Annotated in this window: 23 protein-coding genes and 3 pseudogenes; 8 read left to right on the top strand and 18 right to left on the bottom strand. The window is 36.6% G+C overall.

The features are described 5' to 3' along the window. The 11 genes and pseudogenes from spoVAD to BAQ44_RS08745 form a co-directional block, all read right to left on the bottom strand. On the bottom strand, positions 1–965 hold a 965-nt coding region (spoVAD, locus tag BAQ44_RS08700), incomplete at its 3' end, for a stage V sporulation protein AD (RefSeq protein WP_071721502.1). Beyond that, positions 966–1,442 (bottom strand): stage V sporulation protein AC, encoded by a 477-nt coding sequence (gene spoVAC, locus BAQ44_RS08705; protein WP_063263108.1) that lies wholly within the window; start codon positions 1,440–1,442, stop codon positions 966–968. Between the two features lie 29 nt (positions 1,443–1,471). Beyond that, entirely contained in the window at positions 1,472–1,957 is a 486-nt protein-coding gene (locus BAQ44_RS08710) for a YhcN/YlaJ family sporulation lipoprotein (protein WP_071721503.1), read from the bottom strand. Between the two features lie 93 nt (positions 1,958–2,050). Continuing rightward, the gene (locus BAQ44_RS08715; protein ID WP_000216164.1) at positions 2,051–2,257 is read right to left on the bottom strand and encodes a DUF1657 domain-containing protein; all 207 of its coding nucleotides are present in this window, start codon (positions 2,255–2,257) and stop codon (positions 2,051–2,053) included. Positions 2,258–2,866: 609 nt separating this feature from the next. Beyond that, complete coding sequence (locus BAQ44_RS30800; RefSeq protein ID WP_000724271.1) at positions 2,867–3,007, bottom strand: hypothetical protein; 141 nt, start codon at positions 3,005–3,007, stop codon at positions 2,867–2,869. 182 nt (positions 3,008–3,189) lie between these two features. Further along, a complete protein-coding gene (locus BAQ44_RS30290; protein ID WP_002029079.1) occupies positions 3,190–3,738 on the bottom strand; it encodes a DUF421 domain-containing protein in 549 nt (182 codons plus the stop codon). A 247-nt stretch (positions 3,739–3,985) separates the two neighbouring features. Beyond that, positions 3,986–5,479, bottom strand: a complete 1,494-nt coding sequence (locus BAQ44_RS08725; RefSeq protein ID WP_000454745.1) for a phospholipase D-like domain-containing protein — start codon at positions 5,477–5,479, stop codon at positions 3,986–3,988. Between the two features lie 352 nt (positions 5,480–5,831). Beyond that, positions 5,832–6,336: pseudogene (locus tag BAQ44_RS08730) on the bottom strand (DUF421 domain-containing protein). Between the two features lie 219 nt (positions 6,337–6,555). Continuing rightward, positions 6,556–7,287, bottom strand: coding sequence for an alpha/beta fold hydrolase (locus BAQ44_RS08735; RefSeq protein WP_001040756.1), 732 nt, complete (start codon positions 7,285–7,287; stop codon positions 6,556–6,558). An 84-nt stretch (positions 7,288–7,371) separates the two neighbouring features. Further along, positions 7,372–7,602, bottom strand: coding sequence for a helix-turn-helix domain-containing protein (locus tag BAQ44_RS08740; protein ID WP_000974627.1), 231 nt, complete (start codon positions 7,600–7,602; stop codon positions 7,372–7,374). A 9-nt stretch (positions 7,603–7,611) separates the two neighbouring features. Next, positions 7,612–8,088, bottom strand: a complete 477-nt coding sequence (locus BAQ44_RS08745; protein ID WP_000820334.1) for a DUF2975 domain-containing protein — start codon at positions 8,086–8,088, stop codon at positions 7,612–7,614. Positions 8,089–8,480: 392 nt separating this feature from the next. Between BAQ44_RS08745 and BAQ44_RS08750 the strand changes: the two genes are divergently transcribed. Next, complete coding sequence (locus tag BAQ44_RS08750; RefSeq protein ID WP_065382358.1) at positions 8,481–9,107, top strand: recombinase family protein; 627 nt, start codon at positions 8,481–8,483, stop codon at positions 9,105–9,107. Between the two features lie 2 nt (positions 9,108–9,109). Next, positions 9,110–12,157, top strand: a complete 3,048-nt coding sequence (locus tag BAQ44_RS08755) for a Tn3 family transposase (RefSeq protein ID WP_012477907.1) — start codon at positions 9,110–9,112, stop codon at positions 12,155–12,157. An 83-nt stretch (positions 12,158–12,240) separates the two neighbouring features. On the opposite strand, the pseudogene BAQ44_RS31355 reads toward BAQ44_RS08755, so the two are convergent. Next, a pseudogene (locus BAQ44_RS31355) lies at positions 12,241–12,333 on the bottom strand (AraC family transcriptional regulator); the annotation flags it as partial. Positions 12,334–12,655: 322 nt separating this feature from the next. Here BAQ44_RS31355 and BAQ44_RS08765 point away from each other — a divergent pair. Continuing rightward, positions 12,656–12,847, top strand: a pseudogene (locus BAQ44_RS08765) (helix-turn-helix domain-containing protein); the annotation flags it as partial. An 85-nt stretch (positions 12,848–12,932) separates the two neighbouring features. Then, on the top strand, positions 12,933–13,118 hold the full coding sequence (locus BAQ44_RS31780; protein WP_078214948.1) for an HIT family protein: 186 nt from the start codon (positions 12,933–12,935) through the stop codon (positions 13,116–13,118). Between the two features lie 26 nt (positions 13,119–13,144). On the opposite strand, the gene istB is transcribed toward BAQ44_RS31780, so the two are convergent. Both istB and istA read right to left on the bottom strand, forming a co-directional pair. Further along, the gene (gene istB, locus BAQ44_RS08775) at positions 13,145–13,903 is read right to left on the bottom strand and encodes an IS21-like element ISBce16 family helper ATPase IstB (protein ID WP_000993737.1); all 759 of its coding nucleotides are present in this window, start codon (positions 13,901–13,903) and stop codon (positions 13,145–13,147) included. After that, entirely contained in the window at positions 13,900–15,153 is a 1,254-nt protein-coding gene (gene istA, locus BAQ44_RS08780; protein WP_000588560.1) for an IS21-like element ISBce16 family transposase, read from the bottom strand. Before istA ends, istB begins: the two co-directional genes overlap by 4 nt. A 114-nt stretch (positions 15,154–15,267) precedes the next feature. On the opposite strand from istA, the gene BAQ44_RS08785 reads away from it, so the two are divergent. Together BAQ44_RS08785 and BAQ44_RS08790 are read left to right on the top strand one after the other, a co-directional pair. Continuing rightward, positions 15,268–15,441, top strand: coding sequence for an HIT family protein (locus tag BAQ44_RS08785; protein ID WP_014315595.1), 174 nt, complete (start codon positions 15,268–15,270; stop codon positions 15,439–15,441). A gap of 25 nt (positions 15,442–15,466) precedes the next feature. Further along, a complete protein-coding gene (locus BAQ44_RS08790; protein ID WP_000957215.1) occupies positions 15,467–16,036 on the top strand; it encodes a histidine phosphatase family protein in 570 nt (189 codons plus the stop codon). A 372-nt stretch (positions 16,037–16,408) separates the two neighbouring features. Here BAQ44_RS08790 and BAQ44_RS08795 read toward each other — a convergent pair whose 3' ends face one another. Further along, positions 16,409–17,107, bottom strand: a complete 699-nt coding sequence (locus BAQ44_RS08795) for an N-acetylmuramoyl-L-alanine amidase family protein (protein ID WP_000475617.1) — start codon at positions 17,105–17,107, stop codon at positions 16,409–16,411. Positions 17,108–17,470: 363 nt separating this feature from the next. On the opposite strand from BAQ44_RS08795, the gene BAQ44_RS08800 reads away from it, so the two are divergent. Beyond that, complete coding sequence (locus BAQ44_RS08800) at positions 17,471–17,923, top strand: hypothetical protein (RefSeq protein ID WP_000701227.1); 453 nt, start codon at positions 17,471–17,473, stop codon at positions 17,921–17,923. A 254-nt stretch (positions 17,924–18,177) separates the two neighbouring features. On the opposite strand, the gene BAQ44_RS08805 is transcribed toward BAQ44_RS08800, so the two are convergent. The 3 genes from BAQ44_RS08805 to BAQ44_RS08815 all read right to left on the bottom strand — a co-directional run bounded on the left by BAQ44_RS08805 (position 18,178) and on the right by BAQ44_RS08815 (position 20,414). Next, positions 18,178–18,753 carry a recombinase family protein gene (locus BAQ44_RS08805; protein ID WP_033656251.1) on the bottom strand — a complete coding sequence of 192 codons (576 nt, stop codon included), beginning with the start codon at positions 18,751–18,753 and terminating at the stop codon, positions 18,178–18,180. 127 nt (positions 18,754–18,880) lie between these two features. After that, positions 18,881–19,726 carry an AraC family transcriptional regulator gene (locus BAQ44_RS08810; RefSeq protein ID WP_000383881.1) on the bottom strand — a complete coding sequence of 282 codons (846 nt, stop codon included), beginning with the start codon at positions 19,724–19,726 and terminating at the stop codon, positions 18,881–18,883. A 112-nt stretch (positions 19,727–19,838) separates the two neighbouring features. Beyond that, positions 19,839–20,414: a recombinase family protein gene (locus BAQ44_RS08815; RefSeq protein ID WP_048548526.1), complete on the bottom strand. Its 576-nt coding sequence runs from the start codon at positions 20,412–20,414 to the stop codon at positions 19,839–19,841. A 147-nt stretch (positions 20,415–20,561) separates the two neighbouring features. Here BAQ44_RS08815 and BAQ44_RS08820 point away from each other — a divergent pair. Beyond that, the coding region (locus BAQ44_RS08820; protein ID WP_131801852.1) for a DUF4158 domain-containing protein at positions 20,562–20,989 on the top strand (428 nt) is incomplete at its 3' end.

Genomic DNA, 20,989 nt, shown 5'->3' on the forward strand with positions numbered 1-20,989 from the left:
ATCGTTTCTTCTTGTTGGAATGTAAGTGGAGATAGTAAAGCGCCTGTCGCAACGACAAGTATTTTATTGAACTCTCCTCTTTTCATTCGGTTTAATAAATGACCGTACACGACTGTTGCGGAACATCCTGGTCCACTCGCCCCAGCTATGACTGGTTGTCCGTCTCTATAAATAATGATTCCGCAATCTTGGAATTGTTCGCTCGTTACTTTTGTTCCGTGTTTATGTAGGAGGTCGTAGGCAATTTCACGACCGACATGTCCAAGGTCACCTGTTACGATTAAGTCGTAATAAGAGGCATCAATTTGTCGTTCGCGTAAATGGGCTTCAATCGTATCGACAGCCGCTGGGGCCATCGCGCCACCCATATTAAAAGGATCTGTTAATCCCATATCAATCACTCGTCCGATTGTTGCAGATGTTACTCTAGGACCATGTCCAGTGTCGCTTAAAATAGCTGCGCCAGCTCCAGTTACTGTCCATTGTGCGGTAGGAGGTTTTTGACCGCCGTATTCAGTTGGATATCGGAATTGTTTTTCTACAGCGGCATTATGACTGGATGCTCCAGTTAATAAATACTTTGCGCCTTTTGCATTTACAATGCTCGCCCCGAGTGCTAATCCTTCCATTGAAGTAGAACATGCGCCGAATAATCCGAGATATGGTGTTCCGAGTGTACGGCAGGCAAAGCTTGTTGGAGTAATTTGATTAATTAAATCTCCTGCAAGTACAAATTGAATATCGTCTTTACGAAGCTTGGCTTTTTCAGTAGCGCGGCTACAAGCTTCTTCAAATAAAATTTTGTGCGCCTTCTCGTAAGAATCTTGTCCGAGCCATAAATCTTCATGGAGGGTGTCGAAGTCTTCAGGTATATTTCCATTCGCTTCAAACGGTCCACCAACTACCCCCGTTGAGATAATAACTGGTTTGTTTTCGAATACCCATGTTCGGTGTCCTTGTAACATTTATAGCCCTCCCCATTGAACGAGAATCGTTTTAATAAGTGCGATGACGAAAGCTGAAAATACACCAAATAAAATAACGGAGCCGGCTAATTTAAACATATTTCCTCCAACGCCGAGTACGAATCCTTCAGTCCGATGTTCAATACATGCTGCGATTACGGAATTCCCAAATCCAGTAACAGGTACAGCTGTGCCAGCTCCAGCGAATTGTCCGAGGCGATCGTATACGCCGAATCCAGTTAGCAACATGGAGATGAAAATAAGAGTTGCGACTGTTGGATTTCCTGCGGAACGCTCAGTGAAATCAAAATATGTGATATAAAACGTAGAAATGAGTTGTCCAATGAAGCAAATAAAGCCACCGACGAAAAAGGCTTTTATACAATTTTTCAAGACAGGGCGCTTCGGTTCTCGTTCTTGCTCAAATTTTTTATACTCCTGTTGTACAGGGGTTAAGTTCTTATCTTTACTAGACATTGCGATCCTTCCTTTTCTTTTAAAAAGCGTTAAGTGTTAGACTCCATTTTTTTCCCGATGAGCTTTAATTGCTTATTAATCTCATCTTTAGATACTTTTTTTTCCTTAATCTTTCTTTCAAGCTTTTCGAGTAACATAAAGATTTTTTTATCTGTACTTACACGAACGTCGAAAGTAGGATGTTCATCACTTATCTGCTTTTGAAGCTTCTTACGTAAAGGTTTTAATCCAAACCTTTCGTGGTGCTCCGGTGTAACTGCTATGTAGAGATCTAAATTTGAATTCACTGCTGTGCTTTTTATAATTTCATCCATAGCGAGAGCTCTTTTCTTGGCTCCTTGTGATATAGATTGATTAAATGATTCCGTACTCGTCTTTGTTAATTTGGGACCTTTCTCTTTCTCCGTTCGTTTTGCTTCTTCTTTCACTTTTTTATCTAAGGGACTATTATCACATCCGGTAAAAGAGCTACATAGAAGGGCAAATAATGCGGTTATGAGGCCGAGTTTTCGCATGATTATCATTCCATTTCTATTGCAATATGTAATGTGATAGAAAAAGGATGACTGCATATCATCCTTTTTCTATTTCACAGCAAGACTGATTCGTTATTGCTGTGAGTATTGTGGTTCTTCTTGTTTGACTTCTTCAACGCGTGGGTTTAAAGAATCGATAATCGTTTGTGTTTGCTGTGCAGCTGTTTGGAAAAGTTGCTTAGCTTGTTGGTTATCCGTATCAAGAGCGAATCCCTCTAAGCTAGCTTGTGCACTTTTTAATCCAGAAACAGTTTGTTTTAATTTCGTAATTACAGTCATTGAATGAAGCCCCCTTTGGAATATCAATTCAAAGATTATAATTTGTGAGTTGGGGTGAATTTATGATTGGAAAATTTAGGGGGGTGCTTTGTTAATATACTCATAACTAAGCGTCATAAAGGATTACGGGGATATTTTTATTGATTTAGATGGATTTTATTGCTATTATTATGAGAAGAAAATGAAGTGTTTTCTATTATCATGCGCCCATAGCTCAGTCGGATAGAGCGGTGGTTTCCGGTACCACGTCTTATATGACAAAGGAAACCAAATGTGCTTTAGGGTGCGGTATAAAGCTGTTTGTCGGAGTTTTTAACGCTTAACTTGAGCGGGAACAAACCGCAAACGTCCTACGTAGGCATTAGCGAATTATTGTCGCATAGTAAAAAGGTGCTACGTGTAACCAAATGAAGATAATGATAGTACATATGCGGAGAGCTTCCGTCTGAAATTCGTTTCAGATAGGGGGCTCTTTTTTTATTATGTCTAAAAGTATACGAGTAGTAAAAAGACGAAGAGAAGTAGTTGGGTGTTTTTGCCCATCCCCCCGAAAAGGTGGAATAAGGAGTACCTCACTGAAAGATTAGGGAAGTACTCCTTAAACATCGCTTACTCTGTTTCCGATATTACGTTTAATTGGGCTAATTCTTGAATAATTGCATCCAAATCAACAGACTCTTGTTGTATATTAAACTCGTATCTTCCATAGAAGTTAATATGTTGCCATGCAACTGGGGATATTTTTTTCATAACGGGGTAGCGTCAGGAAAATGCGGATTTACAACGTTAAGGAAACCAAAATATAAAAAGTCTAATTTCTCGGTGTTATAAGTGAAAAATTAGGCTTTAGTTACTTCATTAAAGCGCCTGATTGTTGAAGACTAAAGTTTATATTCACCAAGAAAATTGATGTGCTCTTATCCTAACAAATTTTATTTAGGACTTACATGTATGCCTTCACGCTCTCGCCAATCTGCGTAAAGTATACGCTTTACATTATCATATCCATTGGTAGTTAATTGGTTATCTAACCACTGTTGATCAAATCCGAGTTCATGTAAATTATCCCATAAAATTTCCCCATCTATAATTAACGATGTTGGGAGGTCTACTGGACTTTCTGGAAGATTGAGATCTGGTTTTTGATACTTGGATTTTAATAATAAACTTATTTGCCCATTAGCTTCCAATATACCGTATTTGACTTCGCGAACTGAAAAGACATTATTTTGACGGAGTATACTCAATACTTGATTTACATCCAATTTGTTCTTTGTAAGTAACTTTCTGTCCATAACACCATCTCGAATGATGATGTTAGGATTGCCTAATAAGAGAGAACGTGTCGATTTATTTTTTAGAGTCATAAACTCTATTCCCAACATAAGAAACGTCCACAATCCGATGGCATATAAAAAATGAAAAATCCCTACCTTATCTTCATAAATGTTATTTCCTAAAAAATCTCCAAGTACTAACACAAAAACTAAGTGAAACGGGGTTTAACTGATAGATGGATGTTCTGCCTGTTATGATAATGATAAAAAATAAAGTTGCAAAACCTACTATGACTTTGATTGCCAGTAAACCCAAAAAAACTTCACCCAAAATTTATTCCTCCATTTTATATTTCACTCGATTTCAAAAATCCTCATGTTTTAAAATATTTATATTACAACATGTAAGCTAATTAAAATCAGAAAGATAAATAATACCGGTTTTTTCAACTTATAATAATGGAGAAAGCACGCGAGCACCCTGTTCAACAATGCGCTCGGTCAGGGATCGTTGCACCAAGTCTTCAATTCTTAATGGTACAGAATCAGTAAGATCCCTCTCGAACTGCTCTGTGAGTTCCCTTGTCACATCAGCACTGTACACGACTTGACACACCTCATAATTCAGGCGAAAACTTCTCATATCATAGTTTGCTGAGCCTACGGCAGCAATCTCCTCATCGATGGTCAACACCTTCGCATGTATCATTCCTTTGTCGTACTGGTAGATTTGAACTCCAGCTTCTATAAGTTCTCCGTAATAAGTACGGCTTGCAAGACCCACGATTTTTTGATTATTGTGGCGAGGAACCAGCAATCTTACACGGACACCACGAGTTACTGCTGTCTTTAATGCCATGATAATATCCGTTTCTGGTACAAAATAGGGTGTTGTTAAATCAATAGTCTTGGTCGCCTGTGTTATACATATAAAGTAAGCTTGCCGAATGACTGGGGTAGGAATTCCAGGGTTTCCTTCCAACGTATGGATATACGCTTTATGCAATGTCCTAGTTTTTCCGGATATGTCCATTTTTTTATCATCAAGGGTGCTCAACTCTGATCCCAATTCGGCTGACCATTTGGAATGATCTGCTCTGCCGATTGAATTGATTTTCGTTACCTCTGATTTTGTTTTCAAATTTGTTTTTGATTTTATCCTTTCCGGCACAGCGATTTCCCAATGAACATCAAAAACAGTCTGCAAGTCGCCTGTTGCTTCCCCTATAATTTGCAAATGAGTGTCCCTCCAAAATCCTACGTCTGGCTTTAATCCTGTATATTCATACCCAACGTTCATACCGCCAGTAAAGGATTCCTTTCTGTCAATCGTCACAATCTTACAATGATCCCGATAATTCCAATTGGACAAAATCCAGGGAAATCGCAGAGGAAATATTGTCCTGCATTCTATCCCTGCTTCAACCATCTGCCGGATTTTTTCACGCGGGAATTTATAACTCCCCAAGCTATCTCTCATAAAACGAACCTGCACTCCATTTAATGCTTTTTCGATTAGCAGTTCTGTGATTCGATTACCAATTTGGTCGTTCCGATAGATGAAATATTCCAGATCAATGGTTTCTTGGGCTTTTTGCAGGGATACAAGGAGTTGATCATATTTTGCTATCCCATTGTTAAACACTTGGACTTGGCCCATTCGAAGCCCATTCACAGTGAAATGCCGTAAAGCATTGGCAATTACCGATGCTGAAGCACCGAATGTCTCAGGTAATTTGTTAGATTCATTTTTAGAACAGGTCAATCTTTTTCGATGAATAAACTTAGGGTTTGATATGCTAAGATATAGCCAGAAACCAATGACAGGTAAAAAAAGGACGATTATTATCCAATTCAAAGCCTTGGCAGGCCGACGAACTTCCCAAATTGCTATGAATAAGATAAAGAACGTATTTAACAGGTATAGATAAAAAATCCACTCCAACTGGAATCCCTCCTTCTGTTACTCTTAACATGTACAAACTATGTAACCAGTATACGTATGGAATATGAAGGGATTGTCTGTTATATATTATGGACTACCTTTATAAGAACTTGTATAAGATATTAAGAACGAAAAAAAGAGAATTAAGGTTGGGAAAGTTCTGACATCAAGAAAGGCGTAATGATCTGGGCACTGTCCTAACTAGAGACTTAGTGATTTTGAAAATTACCATCTGGTAAATTCCTAAATATAGGTATAATTTTTTATAAATTTGGAAAATGAAAGTGGTAAATGCAATAAGAAGTAAATAAGAGAAAACATTAATTTATATTGGGAGGAAATCGTCTTAAAATTAGTCGTTAACATCTTTTTTGTTAATGGTTAATGAATGATCGGTATCTCTAACAGCAGCATAAAAAAAATCTTTGATTTGAAGATATCCCTTTGCCTTTAGTTCTTCCTTTAACCACTTTTCATTTTTGTTGATAAATTTTAATTTACGCTTTTGCACTTTCCCTTCAATGACAACGGCTATGGGTAATCCGCGGTATTCCACTTTCATATGTAAATCTTTTGGAGTAATAGGAACTAATTCTTTTCTTGGAAAAATGCTAATTTCACCTGTTGCTTCCAAAATCGCATATTCATTATCGTGAATATCCGGATATCCTGTTGTTCTTAAATTAGACAACAGCTCAGGTAAAGGATATCTACTTTCCTTTAACTTTCGATTAAGATAAAAAAAGAATCGCTCCAAAATCATGAGGGGTAAGTTGGGCTAGAGCTGATTTCCCTAAAATATTTACTGCTACAATAAACACAATATAGATAAAAATAACTTGGGTGTTTTTGCCCATCCCCTCGAAAAGGTGGATTAAGGGATCTCCCTAAAAACAAATCCCCGTTAAAAGGCGCTTCCTTATGCAAGAATAGCGCCATTTAATGGAATAACTAAATTCTGACCTCTTCCATAAAATTACTTAATAAACTAACGCACCCCGATAGCGAGTATTTGGGTTGGGAGAAAATCGTATTAAACTGAGGGAGTTTAAGGTTTAAGTATTATCCTCCACAATTTAATTTTTAAAAATGTCAATTAGCTTTTTTATCGCACTAACTACTACTTCTGGTTCATCATTTTGTATAAAATGAGCACTGTTTTCAGCAATCACCAATTCACCATCTGAGGATATTTCAAGAATCTCTCTCTGCATGTCATTCCATAACTCTTGTGATTCCTTTGAATAATGAGCTTTCTTACCAGCTGAAAGAACAATTAATGGGACATTTAATTTAAGTCTGGTTTCTTTTAATTGCTTTAGACTTTCCATAAATTCATCATAATTGCCTTCATAAACAAATTGCTTGTTGTATGCTTGTTGAAAATCTTGTGACATCGTTGGGAGAAATCTTTCTCTGTAATCTTCAGGCGTAGAGTCAACTAAGACAAGTCCGCAAACTTCATTATGATATTCAGTTGCATATATCCGCATATTAACTCCACCAAATGAGTGACCAACTAATATGTACGGAGGTTTAATATTGGCTTCAATAAGAAGTTCCTTCAATTCTTTTACCATCTCACGGCTGGTTCTGGGGTTTGAACTTGTTTCACTTTTCCCAAGTCCTGCTCTATCATAAATTAGAACATTAGAGAGCATTGAAATATCCCCAATTACTGAATCCCAAGCCTTGGAAAAGTCTCCATATCCAGCGTCCATTATTATTGTTGGTTTTCCATTATTTTCCCCTATCAATTTAGCATATAGTTTACAATCACTTATTTGCACAAACATTTCTTTAGCCATTTAGTCCATTCCTCTCTTTTAGCCAACTATCATTAGTTAAAATTCAACAATTTTATGACATTCCTTCTTAATGTGTTTAAACTATCAAATGGTTGATTCTTGATTGTCAATGTCACTTTGATATTCAAGAATATCCCCAGGTTGACAGTCCAATGCCTTACAAATAGCTTCTAAAGTTGATAATCGAATCGCTTTAGCCTTTCCATTTTTCAAAATAGAAAGGTTAGCCATTGTGATTCCAACTCTTTCAGATAGTTCTGTTACACTCATTTTTCTTTTAGCTAACATCACATCGATATTGATTATAATTGCCACTGTTTCACCTCAGACCGTAAAATCATTTTCTGATTTTATATCTAAAACGTTTTTTAATAATTTCTGAAGAACCGCAGTGAAGACTGCAATAACAACAGAAGTAAAAATAATTGTTAATCCGATAATTGCTATTCCTGGGTGTAAGGCGTTTTGAGACATAAGAACGATGGTCCCTATCAAATATAAGATACTGATTGTAATTGCACAGTATTTTATATATTTCAAAACCTTTACAGACAATTCCGAAAAAGCATTGTTATTTTCAATGTAGTTTAAAAGTTTTAAAGCTTGATACAGAGCAAGGAAAAATGGTATCACAGTTACATACAAACCGATTAATACAGGATATTGCAAAAAAGCAAACTCCGGAAACATTTCTGCCGTATCATTTGCTAACCAAGGCAACCAAAATATACACAAGGCGAGTACCGTAATCCCAATAAGAAAAACAGCTATCTTTAAAAAAACAGTTGTTCCTCGTTTCATAAAAATGCACCTCACTTATTTATCGTTTTACAATAAATCATTATCCATATGCAATATATTATTGTTTTTTTTAAACAACCCCTTTTATTCTTATTTTTAGACTAAAATAAAAAGCATTCATCATTATAAAATACTTCACAATCCTTAGCTATTTAATTTATCTCTTGTTCAACTAAATGGTCCGTACGTGGAGCAAAAATTCCACACTCAATTCTTTGGGTTCTTTTTTGTTTATAAAGGTGTACTTTTAAAACCTGTCTAATAAAGGGTGGTTCTTGCGTTTATAAATCTATGAAAATATTTTTATAAACGTTTACTAAAATCGTCATACCTTTAGAAACTAAATATAGTAAAATAGTAGAAGAAAATATATCTTCTGGAGGAAGTTCATTGTGAAGATCGGTTATGTTCGCGTTTCATCTACAGATCAGAATGAAGAACGTCAAATCAAAAAAATGTTAGCTTTAGGCATCGAAGAGCGAATGATCTTTGTTGATAAACAAAGTGGAAAAGACTTTAATCGCCCCAGCTACCAGACGATGAAGCGTATCCTGCAGAAAGGGGATCTCCTTTATCTGGATGCCCTAGATCGATTGGGGAGGGATTACGAAGGGATTATCTATGAATGGAAACACATTACAAGGAACATTCAAGCAGATATTGTCGTGTTGGAAAACGAAACGTTATTTGATAGTCGTAAATATAGAGAGATGGGAGATATCGGAAAGTTAATGGAAGATCAGTTTCTAAACCTTCTCTCTTATGTGGCCGAACAAGAACGAAAAAAAATCAAACAGCGCCAAGCCGAAGGCATAGCGCTCGCCAAATCTCAAGGTAGACATTTGGGACGACCAAAGCTTAATTTACGGACCCTTTCCCATGAACAGCGCCAATTATTAGATTCTCACTATCCGAAGTGGAAAAATAAAGAGATCACGGGCGTTGAGTTCATGTGTTTACTTGGGTTGAAAAAGAACTCATTTTATAAAGTAGTCAGGGAATTTGAGATTGGAATATGAATATGGAGAATAATACAACTACCCAAAAACGGTTGAGGATTCTTAGCGAAGATGAAGTAAAGATCATTTATGACAGACCAGGTTTCTCATACGAAGATCGCTGTTCTTATTTTTCTCTTTCACAGCCAGAGAAAGAGCTGCTACACACATTGCGTTCTGTCAAATCTAAGGCTTATTTCGTTTTACAACTGGGTTATTTCAAAGCCAGACAACTATTTTTTACATTTGACCTCCATGAGGTAGAAGAGGATCTTCAATATATTCTGAAGGAACATTTCAACAACAGTCAAATTGATGACTTGAGTTCAATTGATAAGTCCACTAGGTTAAAACAACAACAATTGATTCTTAAATTATTTAACTACCACAGTTGCGGTGCCGAAGAACGGCGTAAGATGGAGGAAAAAGCTCAAAAGTCTGCGGCGTTTTGTGGTAAGCCGATTTACATCTTTCGAGAAATCATGAATTATTTGTCTGAAAACTGCATTGTTGTTCCTGGCTATAGTTTTATGCAAGATATGACAGGACAGGCAATAACCCATGAGCAAAACCGATTAATTTCATTGATGCAGGATCATCTAAAACAGAATGATATGGAATCCTTAGATCGATTACTTGAAGATTCTTCAGGGCTGTATGAAATAACACTACTGAAACACGAACCGAAAGACTTTAGCGCCACTGAAATAAAGCTTGAAATGAATCGTGGTAAACAAATACAGCATTTATATTACCTTGCTCAAGAACTGTTACCAAAGTTAGGTATTTCCAACGAAAGCATCAAGTACTATGCTTCATTAGTAAGTTACTACTCTGTCTACAAGCTCAAACGGCTGAATGTATGGATTGTTTATGTCTATTTGTTATGTTTTGTATCCCATCGTTATCAACGGATGCATGACAACCTGATCAATACCCTCATATATAGTGTAAGGGGGTATGCAGATGAAGCTAAATTAGCAGCAAAAGAACGAGTTTACGAGTGCTATACAGAGAGTAATCAAGACATCAAAAAAGCAGGGGAACTGCTTAAAATATTCACTGATGATCATATTCCTGCCAATACTCCCTTTAGGGATATTCAAGACCGTGCATTTACTATTTTGGAACGTCAGAAACTGGAATCCGTAGCCAAACAGATTACTACAAATATAAAATATGATGAAACTGCCTTCCAATGGGAACATATTGGTCAGCAGGCACGACGATTTAAACGTTATTTAAGACCTATATTTTTGCAGGTTGATTTCGTAGCTCCTTCACCAAATGATCCATTAATTAAAGCAGTGAATTTTATGAAAACTGCTTTTAATAAGAATAAAGCGTTAGGACAATATCACTCAGATGATTTGCCAAATGGTTTCATATCCGATGGTGTGAAGCGTTATATCTATGAACAAAAAACAATTTTAGCAGATCGATATGAATTTTTAGTCTATCGCCTCCTACGCAACCGTTTGGAAGCAGGAGATATTTTTTGTCGTGATAGTATCCGATTTCGCAGTTTTGAGGATGACCTGATCAATGATCGTCAATGGGAACAGAAAGAAATGTTGATCGCTGACACTGGTCTGACGATTTTCAACCAACCCATTCATAGTCATTTAGTGGAGCTTGAGAAGCGATTAGAAGATCGCATTACTAAAGTTAACCAGAGTATTTCATCTGGGAAAAATGAGCATCTTCAAATCAAAAAACGGGGTTCACATACCCGATGGACATTACCTTATACTCGTGACACAGAATCTATTAATCACTCATTCTACGATACATTAAAGCAAATAGACATTAGGAGTGTCTTGCATTTTGTTCAACAGCACTGTCAATTCCTTGACTCATTTGAGCACATCTTGGGACGTTATGCCAAACAGAATAAAGACAATCGAATTCTTGTCGCCTGTCTGATTGCTTGGGGAACCAACATGGGGTTAGGGAGAATGGGGGAAATTTCTGATATTAGCTATCCGTTACTGGCTGCCACATCTGATAACTTTATTCGTCTGGAGACTTTAAAAGAAGCGAATGATTGTATCAGTAATGCAATAGCCAAACTCCCAATCTTTAAACATTATGACATTGGGGAGACGATTCATTCTAGTAGTGACGGGCAGAAAGTTGAGACTCGAATCAATACCATTAATTCCCGTCATTCACCTAAATACTTTGGTCTTGGTAAAGGGATTGTTTCCTACACAATGGTAGCCAACCATATCCCTGTTAATGCTCGAATTATTGGGGCCAATGAGCATGAAAGTCATTATGTATTTGATATTTTATTTAACAACACAACTGATATTCAGCCTGATGTGCATTCCACGGATACACATGGAACCAATGAAGTGAATTTTGCTATCCTGAACTTTTTTGGTTATCAGTTTGCGCCTCGCTACAAGGATATTCACGATAAGGTCAACAAATCTCTTTACGGATTCAAACATCCAAGCCAATATGGAGATAACCTGATCAAGCCAGTTCGAAAGATTAATACGAATCTTATTATAGAGGAATGGGAAAATATTCAACGAATTATGTTATCCCTTGCAGTTAAAACAACCACACAAAGCATTATTATTGGTAAGCTAAGCGCTTATGCACGGAAGAACAAAACCAAACGTGCTTTATGGGAGTACGATAACATCATAAGAAGTCTATATTTTTTGGATTATATTGATTCTCCCCCTTTACGCCGGAATGTTCAAAAGGCATTAAATCGAGGGGAAAGTTATCATAAATTACGCAAAGCAGTATCCTTTGCCAATTTTGGAAAATTACGTTTCAAAAATGAAAATGATCAACATATTTGGGGCGAATGCAGTCGCTTACTCTCCAATTGCATTATTTATTACAATGCCAGTATTTTATCTAATATGTTGGCTTACAGAGAAACAAAGGCTCTAGATTCGGATGTTATGAAAAAAATATCCCCAGTTGCATGGCAACATATTAACTTCTATGGAAGATACGAGTTTAATATACAACAAGAGTCTGTTGATTTGGATGCAATTATTCAAGAATTAGCCCAATTAAACGTAATATCGGAAACAGAGTAAGCGATGTTTAAGGAGTACTTCCCTAATCTTTCAGTGAGGTACTCCTTATTCCACCTTTTCGGGGGGATGGGCAAAAACACCCAAAATGTTTTTATGGACAGTTGGCCAATTCCTTCCCAGTAAAATTGGTCACTTTTTGCATGTAAAACGAAATTGGTAGAATCATTTTTTGACATAATACACTCTCCATAAGTGGCGTCATTATTTTTTTAACTTTATTATACATAATAATGGAATCTAAGTATGAAAATATATATTATCAATCTAAAACAGTACGGTGGATATGCGTATTGTAAGTGTTAAACTTAAACAACTTATTGTAATCTTAACGTATCCTTATTGCAAATGGTGACAGCTTCGCTGGTACTCACCCTAATATTGCCGTCTATAGCAAAAATATTCATTTTAGTTACAACCCTTAGCGTACCTAAATCAAGGATTTGAATTCCAAAAAATGTCTTAACGTGGGTTTTATGTCATTTGGTTGGCGGGACCCCTGAACGAACAAAGTCTGGTCTTCAAGCAGCAAGATCAAGAGGAAAGAAAGGTGGGAGACCTACTAAGAAAGAAGATAAAGTGGAAATGGCTGTTAAGATGTATAAGAGTAAAGACTATACAATTAAGCAAATTACAGTGGCGACTGGTATCAGTAAGACCACGCTGTATAGGTATTTAGACAAGGCGCTATAGGGTTGCCTCAGTAAGTCGGTTGCAGAAATTACATTTTATGTAAATCATCTGACGGACTAGAGCAGCAACCCTGTGACTAGGCCATATTGAAAGTGTTGTATTTGAAAATGATAAAGCTAAATGTTTTTATGATAAATTCCCAGTAAATAAAGGTCATATGTTAATAGTACCGAAGAGACACTGTGAGGATTATTTTGGTTTAACTATTGAAGAAAAACTTTCAATAGATAAATTAGTATTGAGATGTCAACAGCGGTTCTATTTTCCCTAATTTCAGCGGTCCAAAATTCCCTATTACTAATTAACGGCCGGTTGTATGCCGGCTTTTTGCTTTTCACGAAGTCTAAATGATTGTCCTTTGATATTGAAAGTTGTGGAGTAATGCAACAATCTATCCAAAACCGCTGTTGCTAGGACGTCATCGCCAAATATTTTCCCCCACTCAATATACGATTTGTTAGAGGTTAAAATAATTGACCCTTTTTCATAACGTTTTGAAATGATACGAAAGAATAAATCTGCACTTAACTCATCAAACGGAAAGTATCCCATTTCATCAATTATGAGTACATCGCACCTACTTAACGATCGGACCAGGCGAGAAGTGGTTCCCCTTTGTTCTGCCTTGCGGCAGGAAGTAATGAAATCATCGGCCCGGGTGTAGTAAGCTGTGTATCCTTGACGAAGTGCTTCGATAGCGAAACCTATCGCCAAGTGGGTTTTACCAACACCTGGCGGTCCTAATAATAAGATATTTTCTCCATTCTCAATATAACGACCAGTTATTACTTCTTTTACACGCCGTTCGCTAACACTTGGTTGAAATGAGAAGTCAAAGTCTTCGATAGTCTTGTGAAACGGTAGCTTTGATTTCTTTATTCTAGTTTCTAGTGCTGCACCTTCTTTGTGTTCAATTTCATGTTGAAGAAGGGTGTTTAGAAATTCAGAATATGTTACATTATGTTTAGAGGCATCTTCTAGGATGCCATCTAATTGATTGGCTATGTAAACCAAGCCAACTTTCTTAAGACGTTCAGTTATAAGTTGTGCGTTCATTTGTGATCACCAGCTTTTAATTGTTCTTCATACACGTGAAGTGAACGTTGTTCCACTTCATGATTAGAGGGCTGAATGTGACGGGTCGCCAAACCGTTTTGTGTCACATCTGGCTCTTTTTTTATGTTCTTTATGTGGTTGATATCCGTTAATGATTTATTGATCCCAGAAATAATCGGATGAGTAGCGATGCACTCTAGATCAAAATAGATCTCTAAATGATGATCAAGAGTTTCCTTCACCTTTACTTCCATCCCTTTATAACGATAAGGAACCGAATAGTTTCGATCATTATAAGAAATCATGCTGCTTTCCGTTACGTAAGTAACCTTCCATTTACTTATTGGGAATAAGGGTCTCGTATTCCAATGTAATAAGTGTTTTTGTTCCTCTTCAAAACGCTGTAGAGGTGGCTCAAGCGTCGTTTGATTCGGTTTTTTATTGGCCACTTTGTCCAGCCATCCACTTAACATCTCATTCATCTCATGAAGTGTATTCTTTTGTTTTCTTTGCAGAAAATTCTTCTTAAGGTAACCAACCGCACTTTCTACTTTCCCTTTGGTTTGTGGTCTTGCTGGTTTACACGCTTTCGGAACAACTCCATAGTAAGCTAGGAATTCTTCGAACTTTCGATTAAAACGTATTTGTGTTGGACTATGTAAGGTGACTACCGTTTTCATATTGTCATAGAGTATGTGTTCAGGAACGCCGTTAAAATAGGCAAATGCATTCATGTGGCATTTCATTAGCTGCTCCATATTCATCGTATTTGTAATTTCCATGTATTTCATACGGGAGTAACCTAAAACGATGATAAATACATAAAGCTTTTGTTTCTTCCCATCAACCTCATGTTCTCCAATCTCTGCCCAGTCCATCTGTGCTTGCTTTCCAGGAGGTGTTTCAAAACGGATACTCGATTGTTTCTTTGGTTTCTGGCGATAAGGTCTGATGAAATCTCTTAAAATAGTCATCTTTCCTGGATAACCCATAGATTGAATTTCCTCAAGAAGCACTTCGCAGTTAGTGGTACCTTCCTTTAACCGTCTTAATAAATAGTCTTTATATGGATCTAAAAGGCTTGTTTTCAATTTACCGTGAGGTTGTTTTTTTTTCTTTGGTAACTCATTTTGATTTAAGTATTTTCGTATTGTTTTTGGATCAAAGCCTGTTAATTCTGCTATAGCAATCTGAGTCCAACCTTTTGAGTGATACTCTTTAATCATAAAAAATTCCCCATCCTTGATCATTATCTCTCTACACTCCAAGTTGTTTTTGAGATAATTATCCGTTATTATTGGGGAATTTCACACCGTTGTTATTAGGGATTTTACCACCGTTGTTTTCAGAGAAGTAAATCATTATTGGATTCAAGGTATAAACCGGAAGGTTACAACATTGGAGTGAATTGTGGGGAGACAGCAGGTCAAACGATTTTTCATTGTCACATACACTTAATACCAAGATACTTTAACGATATTAATGACCCCACAGGTGGTGTTAGAGGAGTGATTCCACAAAAAAGGATTTATAAATAATTATACATATTATTAGGAGGTTCCAATGCTAACAAATTTGTATTTGGTTAGACATGCCCATTCTACTTACACACCAGAGGAATTAAAAAGACCCTTATCAGAAAAAGGACTAAAAGATGCTTACAAAGTCAAAGAGTTACTAAGAGAAGAAAACATTGATCATGTTATCTCAAGTCCATATTTAAGGGCTATACAAACGGTTGAAGGAATAGCATTAACACTGGGCAGGGAGATTCAAATTGTAGATGAATTTAAAGAAAGAAAGCTAACGAAGGAAGATGTTAATGATTTTGAGCAAGCAATTAGAAAGGTTTGGGACAACCCTGATTTTTCTTGGGAAGGTGGAGAGTCAAACAAGAGTGCCCAACAAAGAGGAATTAAAGGCATTGAAATGGCTTTAGATAAATATGAAGGCAAAAATGTTGTTGTAGGAACACATGGAAATATTATGGTACTAATGATGAATTATTTTGATGAACAATACGATTTTGAATTCTGGAAGAAGCTTGCTATGCCAGATATATATAAACTTTCTTTCCAAAAAAAAACCTTAGTTAATTGTATAAGAATATGGAAAGATTCTAACTTAATTTAACTTGTGAAATCCTTATTAATAGTGAAGTATAAAGTTCTATTTCAAACGGTAGCTTGTTTAGTTGAACAAGTCAGTTAAAAAAAGTCGGTTCCTTAGCGTACAGGAATTCGACTTTTTTTAGTTAAAATTCGCTTAGCGTACAAAACTTCCGAAATGTTGGCTGTACCCCTATAATTCCCTCAACAACTTCGTTCTATTCATCTGATATTAAGCTAGTCCTGGCTTATATCGGCCGGACTAACTTAGAGCAAGAAAAAAATGCTAAGCCCGTCACATCAAAGGCTTAGCGTATATTTTGTTCATCCAGCCTAGTTATCCATTTTGATAAAACTTTAAGGTGCTCGCAGTCAAGCAACCGTTTTCCCAACGAAACTACACATTTTCAATAATAATCCTTTGTGCTGTTCTCAGGTTGCGTTTTACAGTTCTCAACACATTTTCTTCTTCTGCGTAAGCACCTACTTGCACACCGTCAACAATTACACGTTTAATAGCCATATTGCTTTTCAGATTAGTCGATTTTCTCTTCAAATTAAACGCGCGTGCTAACCCATTAACATGCCCTTGGGCAACCGCTTGCCGCCAATTCGGGTCTCTTAATTTTTGGGCATCGCTTGCATGATCAATAAATCCGTTCTCCGTTAATAAAGCGGGCATTCTGGTTTCTCGCAGTACATGGAAATCGGCCTTTTTTTTACCACGGTTATGCAAGTTATTTACTTTGACAATTTCTTCATGCATAATGTCCCGAATTAACGCTGTTCTCGATGAATCAGACAAACTGTTATGAATATAATCTTCATACCCATGAGCTGAACCGTTAAATGCATTAACGTGGATGGATAGGAAATAATCTGCACCCCAAGCATTCGCATCATCTGTACGTTCTTTCAAGCTGCGCGTAATATCTGCTGTTCTACTCATTTTAATTTGCAGGCCTTCATAATGGTTTTCCAAGAGATTCCGGATGCTATGGGAAATATTTAAGGTAATTTCTTTTTCCTGCATCCCATTGCCAATAGCTCCTGGGTCCACTCCCCCGTGACCAGGATCTAAATATAATTTAAACATTTTACACCACCTCGTACAAATACAATATGATCGAAGAGTAACGGAGGTATAGGAATTCGTCTGAGGTACATATAAAAATAGGTGATGATAGGCATTACATTTCATTGAATCAGATGATTTATTTTAAAGCTAAGAAATTTTCCAAATGCGAGACCATATGTATGAGCAGCAGGAATTAATGTTCCATATTTTTCGTGGGTCAGGCAAACTCTTTTCATCTAGACAGTAGGCTGATTGATTATTGATGCTTCTTTCTTAACAAAACACCTAAGTGATTCTCTGTGCATATACTGTATCATTACTACAGGATTATGATTAAATACAACTCAATCCATACATAAAATAATCAAGGAGAGGTTAATTTTGAAAATTCCAAAGACAGCCAAAGTTAGTATCCCCTTTCCATCCGTATGGGGGATTGATGCTTCTATTGCGGGGAGATCCATTATTAGAGGTATACTTACCATTGATTCCATTGTAGACAACAAAGTAGTAGGTACAGTTAATTTTCGTGGTATACCTATTCCGATTAATGGGTATTGGGACGAAAGCGCTAAACAAATAAGTTTCGATTCACCATATGCCTCCTTTTTTGGCAACTTGACAATATTTGATGAGACCGCTATAAGCATTCGGCATTTCGTTTTAAGTGGACGGTTTATAATGAAACCTCCCTCTTTGCTGGCTGGTGAATATGGAAATTGGATTGCTACAACCTTTACACCCCGTTTGGGACCTCCCATATATACTAATGTTTTACCACCTGCTGGTGCCTTTTCAGTCTCAAGTATGCTCTTGGGACAGCAATTGTTTTAATTAGACCATGACTTTATAAAAACAACCTTCGTTTGTGATTGACTAAGGTTGTTTTTTATAAAGTGTTCTCGGAAAATACAGCCTTGCTTTAAATCTGAGTTTAGCGTATATCTCCGTTAAAATGTACTCGGAACCCTTTGATGATCGTGCCTAGTTAGATAAACAAATATTGATACTTCCTTATAGAAATAGCCTGCTTGGTTAGGTACGTTGTTTCACAATCCCCGGAAATTTTTAATATAAGTAATGAATGCTTATTTTTTTCCTTCCGATAGCTTTCTATATAAAGAAGCTCTAGATACATTTGTAATTTCACAAATTTGATTTACAGTCATATTTCCTTCTTTATATAGCTTTACTGCATAATTCATTCCTGCGTGATTTTTATGATATTTCTTTAACCGTCCTTTAAACTTCCCTTCTTTCTTTGCGAGCTCAATTCCTTCACGCTGACGCATACGAATAAGGTCTCGCTCTAATTGGTTAACACCAGCCATTACCGTAATTAAGAATTGGCTATATGGATTATCTTCTGATAAATCTAGCCATGTATCCTTAAGTGATTTTAAGCTTCCCTTTTTATTTCGTATTAAATCAATCAATTCAAATAAATCTTGCGTACTTCGAGTGATCCGAGTTAAATCTGTAACATAAATAATGTCACCTTCCTGTAAATCCTCTAACATTTTTTGAAGTTGTTCACGATCTTTTGTGGCTCCTGAAGTTTTTTCTTCATAAATAATATCCATTCCAATTTCGTTCAATTGCCGAAATTGTCTTGAAGGATTTTGGCTAGTCGAACTGACGCGTACATAACGGGGTGGCGTCAGGAAAATGCGGATTTACAACGATAAGGAATTTCCAATATAAAAAGCCTGATTTCCCATCACCTAAATTGAGAAATTAGGCTCTTTTTTCGTTACTCCATAAACAGCATTCTATTACTGAATATGTAATTTACTTCGGGATAACAGGGACCCAGAGTTCGTGTCTTGGTTTATGCTTCGGACCGTAATAACATTCTATACACGGTAAATTTGCAAGTTCATACTCGGAGGTAGGGACCCACTCGGAATATAAACGTTTCCATGCATCCACTATGTTCGGAAAAACTGCCCATGTACTTGCGGGAATAATAAGCGTCTCCATATTTTCTGGGGATTCCCCATCGTATCTTACGCCCATGAAATAGGAAAATTGTTCATCTGTGATGGCAGCTTCTTTTCCGCAAACCCCCAGAAGGCTTTCAAGCGTGCATTTTGGATTTTCCCATGACATATCTACTAGTTCTTGCATAAATCCATCTTTTTTCGCAGTGTTCCAAAGCGTAGGGATTGTTTTAAATGCTCTGCTTGTTTTTACTGGCTTGCTTTTTCCGACAATTCTTAATTCAAAATCAAGGTTTTCAATTCTGTAGTCCATCTCGGTATCTCCTTTAATAGAAATTTGAAAGGAAATTTTGGGAAAGGCTTTTAACTGTACCCCTCTATTACGAGCATTGGAAGGGGTTACCCCATGCATTTTTTGAAAAGCACGTGAGAAAGTATCAGAAGAAATATAACCATATTTAATTGCCACATCGATGATCCGAATATCACTTTTTTGAATTTCAAATGCTGCAAGTGTTAACCGTCTTCGTCTAATATATTCTGATAGCGATACACCTGAGATTGAAGAGAACATTCTTGAAAAATGAAACTCAGAACAGTTAGCTGCTTTTGCAATCTCTTTGTAGTCTATTTCTTCATCCAGGCTATTTTCAATGTAGTTTAACGCATTGTTCATTCTTTCTAGCCAATCCATAAGTTTACTCCCTTTCAATATTTACTTTAAAACAAAATAGATAATAATTACCGACATTTCATGCCTAAAAATGTTGGTGAAAAAATACACCTTTTGATAGAATCAGGAAAAACTATTTGTTTCTTTCCGATAGATTTCTATATAATGAAGCCCTAGATACATTAGTAATTTCACAAATTTGATTTACAGTCATGCCGCCTTCTTTATATAGTTTTACTGCATAATTCATCCCTGCGTGATTTTTATGATACTTCTTTAAACGCCCCTTAAACTTTCCTTCTTTCTTTGCTAACTCAATCCCTTCACGTTGACGCATACGGATAAGGTCGCGCTCTAATTGGTTCACACCAGCCATTACTGTAATTAAGAATTGGCTGTATGGATTATCCTCTGATAAATTTAGCCATGTATCCTTGAGTGATTTTAAGCTTGCCTTTTTCCTTCGTATTAAATCAATCAATTCAAATAAATCCTGCGTACTCCGAGTGATCCGAGTTAAGTCTGTAACATAAATAATGTCGCCTTCCTGTAAATCCTGCAACATTTTTTGAAGTTGCCCGCGATTCTTTGTTGCACCAGAAACTTTTTCTTCAAAAATAATATCCATCCCGATTTCGTTTAATTGCTGAAATTGCCTTGAAGGATTTTGGTTAGTCGAACTGACACGTATATAACCAATTTTCCGCAAAATATCACCTCATTTTTGAGATAAGTCTTATGAGACACTCTTAACTATGATTTTATCAGTCTACTATAATTGTATCAATAGAGTACACTCTATTGATTTATAATTGAACTAATTAACTGAACAATTACAGAAATGAGATGATACTGTATGAAAGTTGCGAGAGGTAGAGAATTGCTTACATCGGAACAGCGACAGGTCCTTATGCAAATTCCTGAAGACGAGTGGGTGCTAGGAACCTACTACACTTTTTCCAAACGGGATTTAGAAATTATCAATAAGCGAAGGAGAGAAGAAAACCGTTTAGGGTTCGCCGTTCAATTAGCTGTTCTTCGATATCCCGGTTGGCCATACACTCATATCAAAAACATCCCGGATTCAGTCATACATTATATATCAAAACAAATCGGTGCTAGTCCATCCTCGCTAAAGCTTTATCCTCAAAGAGACAATACACTTTGGGATCATTTGAAAGAAATTCGAATTGAATATAAACTAGTAACTTTTACTCTGAAAGAATATAGAATGACATTTAAGCACCTACATCAATTGGCTTTGGAAAATGGTGATGCCATTCA

This window comes from Bacillus mobilis (assembly GCF_001884045.1).
Lineage (GTDB): Bacteria > Bacillota > Bacilli > Bacillales > Bacillaceae_G > Bacillus_A > Bacillus_A mobilis.